4 protein-coding genes are annotated in these 5,312 nt (G+C 69.4%); 2 read left to right on the top strand and 2 right to left on the bottom strand.

Translation table 11 applies throughout. The features are described 5' to 3' along the window. Together RTN46_RS16325 and RTN46_RS16320 are read right to left on the bottom strand one after the other, a co-directional pair. The coding region (locus RTN46_RS16325) for a Xaa-Pro peptidase family protein (protein ID WP_312182965.1) at positions 1–717 on the bottom strand (717 nt) is incomplete at its 3' end. Positions 718–773: 56 nt separating this feature from the next. Beyond that, entirely contained in the window at positions 774–1,760 is a 987-nt protein-coding gene (locus tag RTN46_RS16320; protein WP_312182963.1) for a D-2-hydroxyacid dehydrogenase, read from the bottom strand. Positions 1,761–1,826: 66 nt separating this feature from the next. Here RTN46_RS16320 and RTN46_RS16315 point away from each other — a divergent pair, with 66 nt between their 5' ends. Further along, positions 1,827–3,134 carry an aminotransferase class III-fold pyridoxal phosphate-dependent enzyme gene (locus tag RTN46_RS16315; protein WP_312182961.1) on the top strand — a complete coding sequence of 436 codons (1,308 nt, stop codon included), beginning with the start codon at positions 1,827–1,829 and terminating at the stop codon, positions 3,132–3,134. A gap of 7 nt (positions 3,135–3,141) precedes the next feature. Beyond that, on the top strand, positions 3,142–5,312 hold a 2,171-nt coding region (locus RTN46_RS16310), incomplete at its 3' end, for an FAD-binding and (Fe-S)-binding domain-containing protein (protein ID WP_312182960.1).

Below are 5,312 nucleotides of genomic sequence, written 5' to 3'. Positions count from 1 at the left end.
GAACCGGTCCTCGCTCCAGGTCAGATGCGGGGTGTCAGCGGCCTCGCCGGTGGGGAGCATGGGCACGATCGCGGGGTAGTCCCCGCCGATGCCGTCCACGCCCGCGATCTGCGCAGAGCTGATGGCCGCGGCGGCGTCGCACTGGCGGACGCCGACGTCGATGGTGTCGACGGCAGCGGCCATGGCTGCCTCGCAGATTTTCGCCGCTCCGCGCATCAGCTGGATTTCGGCGGGGGATTTGACGGCGCGAACCCAGTTCACCAGCTCGAAGGCGTCCACCAGGGTCCATTCCGGCACGGCGTTAAGCAGGGACCGGTAGGCCTTGGGGGAGAAGAAGTGCGAGTCCATCTCCAGGCCCACGCAGCCCGCCGCCGCGGGGGCGATCAGGTGGCGCTCGCGGAGGGCGAAGGACACCCAGTCAAAGGGGTGCAGATGCGGACGGTGGACATACCGCTCGGGGTAGCCAATGATGCACTCGGGCGGCAGCCAGCTGGTGCGGGAGGCACCGCCGGCGTCCATCTCGCGGGTGAACAGCAGCATCGGGCCCTCGGCCGGCACGAACACCAGCTGCGGAGTGTAAAAGGACCACGCGTTGTACCCGGTCAGGTAGTACATGTTGGCCGGGTCGGTCACCAGCAGGGCGGAAAGCCCCTGCCGACGCATGCGGGCCCGGACCCCGGCGAGCCGGGCATCGTATTCCTCTTGGCTGAATAGCAAGCAGACACCTCCAAAATCGTGAACAGCTGTTGGTTGGTTCCGGGAGCCGGTGCGGCTCAGGAGAAGGAGCTCACATAGCCGCGCTGTTTGTCCACCACGTTGGCCAGGTCCTGGCCGGTGAGCCAGCGCTCAAGGTTGTCCTGGAACTGCCGGGCCAGCGCATCCCGCCAGCCCGTCACGTCGCCGCACATGTGCGCGGACATGTGCACGTTCTCCATGCCCCAGAACGGGTGCGACGCGGGCGCGGGTTCTTCGCTGAAGACGTCCAGTGAGGCGGCGGCGATCTGCCCGGTGCGCAGGGCAGAAAGCAGGGCGGGTTCATCCACGAGGGCGCCGCGGCTGACATTGATCAGGTGGGCGGAGGGTTTCATGGCCGCGAGGACGGCTGCGTCCACCAGGTTCCGGGTCTGCTCGGTGAGCGGAGCGGTCACGGCCAGATGGTCGGCCCAGCCCACGTGTTCGGCGAGCTCGGCGCTGGCCGAAACCGTGCCGAAGTCCGGATCGTTCTCCCGCGGGGTCCGGCCGACGCCGCGCACCTCCAGACCCACGGCCCGCAGGAGCCGGGCCGTGGCGCGGCCAATGCCGCCGGTGCCCACCACCAGGGCCCGTGATCCGGCGGTACGGGTCAGCTCGCGGTGCTTCCAGACGGAGTCCTGCTGCAGCGTCTTGCTCAGGTGCAGCTGCTTGTCATGCGCGAGGATCGAGGCCAGGACAAATTCGGCGATCGGCTGGTCAAAGAAGCCGTGTGCGTTGGTGAGGAGCACCTCAGAATCCCGCAGTTCCTCGAACATCATGGCGTCCACGCCGGCGGCGGCCACGTGCACCCATTTCAGCGAGTCCGCGTGCGGCCAGGCCTCCTGAAGTGCGGAGGAGAAAAAATCCCACAGGAACAGGACGTCCGCGCCGGAGGCGGCCTGGGCGAGGCCCGCGGCGTCCGTCACGGTAACGTCCGCCAGGGCCCGGAGGGCGTCCAGATTGCAGGGGAGGGGCTGACCTTCGGCCGCGAGGATGACCACGCGCCGGTTACTCACAGTGTTACTCACGCCACAACCGTAACCCCATTGCAGGATTGTTGACAATAGACAGGTGTGACCTGCATCATAACTGGCATGACTTCCCTCAGCCCCGCCCTCAAGCAAGCAACCCCGGTGATCGTGGACCATGCCCTTGGCAGCTGGATCCACGGGACCGACGGCAAGGCCTACCTGGACTTCACCACGGGGATCGGCGTCACCAGCACGGGGCACTGCCACCCCCGGGTGGTGGCCGCCGCCCGCGAGCAGGTCGGCAAGATCATCCACGCGCAGTACACCACCGTGATGCACAAGCCGCTGCTTGAGCTGACCGAGAAGCTCGGCGAAGTCCTTCCCGCCGGCCTCGATTCCGTCTTCTACGCCAACTCTGGCTCCGAAGCCGTGGAAGCTGCGGTCCGGCTGGCCCGGATGGCCACCGGCCGCCCCAACATTGTGGTGTTCCAGGGCGGCTTCCACGGCCGCACCGTCGCCGCCGCCTCGCTGACGACGGCGGGCACCAAGTTCTCCGCCGGCTTCGCTCCGCTGATGGCCGGCGTCCATATGTCCGCCTTCCCGTACGCCTACCGCTACGGCTGGGACGAGGACGCCGCCGTCGCCTTTGCACTGCAGGAACTCGACTACCTGCTGCAGACCCGCACCGATCCCAAGGACACCGCGGCGTTCCTCATCGAACCAGCGCTGGGCGACGGCGGTTACCTGCCCACCCCGCCCGCATTTATGGAGGGCCTGCGGGAACGTGCGGACAAATACGGCATCCAGCTGATTTTCGACGAGGTCCAGGCCGGCGTGGGCCGCACCGGAAAGTTCTGGGGCCACCAGTACTCCACCGCGACGCCGGACATTCTCATCACGGCCAAGGGCATCGCCTCCGGCTTCCCGATTTCCGCCATCGCCGCGTCCACCGACACCATGTCCAAGGCCTGGCCCGGTTCGCAGGGTGGAACCTACGGCGGCAATGCCGTCTCCGCGGCCGCCGGCGTCGCCACCCTGGACGTGGTCAAGGACGAAGGCCTGGTGGAGAATTCCCGCATCCGCGGCGAGCAGCTGCAGGCCGGGCTGCGGGACATCCGGGATCGCTTCCCGGTCATGGGGGATGTCCGTGGCCGTGGACTCATGCAGGGGATCGAGTTCACGGCCACGGACGGCAAACCGGATGCAGCAACCGCAGCCGCCGTGCAGCAGGCCACCACGGACCAGGGCCTGCTGACCCTGACCTGCGGCCCGGCCGGCAACGTGGTCCGGCTGATCCCGGCCCTGGTGGTCACCGCCGAGGAAATCAGCCTGGGCCTGGAACGCTTCGAAGCCGCCGTCGCCGCCGTGGTTGGCGCTGTTCCTGCCAACGCCGGTTCTGCGGGCGCTGCCCCGGTGAACGCGGCTGGCTGAGCCCCCAATGACCGACACTCACCTCGCCGCTGTGGCTGGCGGTGTCCCCGCGGACCTCCCGGAGGTCGGCGGGGACAACGCCGGCGACGACACCTTGCGGCGGCAGCTGCTGGCGGCGCTGGCCGCGGCGGGGATTCCTGCCGACACGTCGCCGCGTCGGCTGGCCGAGTACTCCTACGACGCGTCGAACTACCGGGTCCCGCCGCTGGCCGTGGTGTTCCCGCGGTCGGTGGACGACGTCGTCGCCGTCCTCGCGGTCTGCCGGGACACCGGTACGCCGCTGGTTCCCCGGGGCGGCGGCACCTCCATGGCCGGCAACGCGATCGGCCCCGGCGTCGTGCTGGATTTCTCCCGGCACCTGAACCGCATCCATGGGATCGATGAGGCCGAGCGCACCGTGGCCGTGGACCCCGGCGTGGTGCTCGCCGTCCTGTCCCGCGAGGTGGAGCAGGCTACCGGCGGCCGGTTCACGTTCGCCCCGGATCCGTCGTCGAAGAACCGCGCCACGGTGGGCGGTGCGCTGGGCAACGACGCGTGCGGCAACCACTCCGTGCGCTACGGCCGCACCTCGGACCATGTGGCGGAGATCGACGTCGTCACGGCCGACGGCGCCCGGCTCACCGCCACGGCCACCGGCCTGCAGGCGACCGACCCGGGGGACAGCTTTTCCGAACGGCGGGCTGCGGCCCTGGCTGCGGGGCTTCGGGAGCTGGCGCAGGCGAATCTGGCGGACTTCCGGGTGGAGCTCGGCCGGATCCAGCGCCAGGTTTCCGGCTACCACCTGGCCAATCTGCTGCCCGAACACGGCTTCAACGTGGCCCGGGCACTGGTGGGCTCCGAGGGAACCTGTGCCGTGATTGTCGGCGCGCGGATGAAGCTGGTGCCCAAACCGGCCAGCGCGCTGCTGGTCTGCCTCGGCTACGCGGACGTGGTGGAGGCCGCCCGGGACATCGAAACCATCCTGGAGTTCTCCCCGGCGGCGGTGGAGGGGATCGACGAAGCCATTGTGGACACCATGCGCTTCCGCCGCGGCGCCGATTCGGTGACCGGCCTGCCCGCGGGCAAGGCCTGGCTGTATGTGGACCTCGACGGCGACGATCCCGCTTCCGTGCAGGCCGACGCGGACCGGCTGCTGGCCCGCCTGCAGGAAAACGGCCGGCTGATCGAAGGCCGCCCGGTGCCCGACGCCGTCGAGCGGGCCTCGCTCTGGCGTGTCCGGGAAGACGGCGCCGGGCTGTCCTCCCGGCTGTCCACGGGCGGTGAGTCGTGGCCCGGATGGGAGGATTCCGCTGTAGCACCGGAAAAACTGGCCGATTACCTGGCCGACTTCCGCGGCCTGCTGGACCAATACGGGCTGCAGGGTGTGATGTACGGGCACTTCGGGGCCGGCTGTATGCACATCCGCATCACCTACGATCTGCGCACCGCCGCCGGACGGGAAGTGTTCCGGACGTTCTCCGCCGACGCCGCCCGGCTGGTGGTGCAGCACGGCGGCTCGCTCTCCGGGGAACACGGCGACGGCCGGGCCCGGTCCGCGCTGCTGCCGCTGATGTACTCGCCGCGCCTGCTCACGGCCTTCGCTGCCTACCGCCGGCTGTGGGATCCGGCCGGAATCCTGAACCCGGGATCGCTGACGGACCCGGATCCGATCGACGCGCACCTGGCGTTGGACGGGGTGCCCGCGCGGGAATGGCGCACCAGCTTCGACCTGCGGCCGCTGCATTCCGGGGGTGGGTCGTCGGTGGAGACTGATGATCCTGCCGCCGGGGCCGGTGGTGCTGGGACTTCGGGGAGCGGCGTCGATCCGTTTGTCCACGCCGTGCAGAGCTGCATCGGCGTGGGCCGCTGCCGCACCGATGCCGGCGGAGTGATGTGCCCAAGCTACCGGGCCACGAAGGATGAGAAGGACTCCACCCGCGGCCGCTCCCGGGTGCTGCAGGACATGGTCCGCGGCGCCCGCACTGTGGAGGAGGGGTGGAAGTCGGAGGAGGTCCGCGAGGCACTGGACCTTTGCCTGTCCTGCAAGGCCTGCTCCAGCGACTGCCCCACCGGCGTGGACATGGCGACCTACAAGTCGGAGTTCTTCGACCATTACTACCGGGGCAGGATGCGTCCGCTCTCGCACTTCTCGCTCGGCTGGCTGCCGCGCTGGCTGAAGCTCACCGGCCGGGTGGCACC

The sequence above is a fragment of the Arthrobacter sp. genome (assembly GCF_031988865.1).
Classification (GTDB): domain Bacteria; phylum Actinomycetota; class Actinomycetes; order Actinomycetales; family Micrococcaceae; genus Arthrobacter_B.
This window is presented reverse-complemented; position numbering and strand designations above follow the sequence as displayed.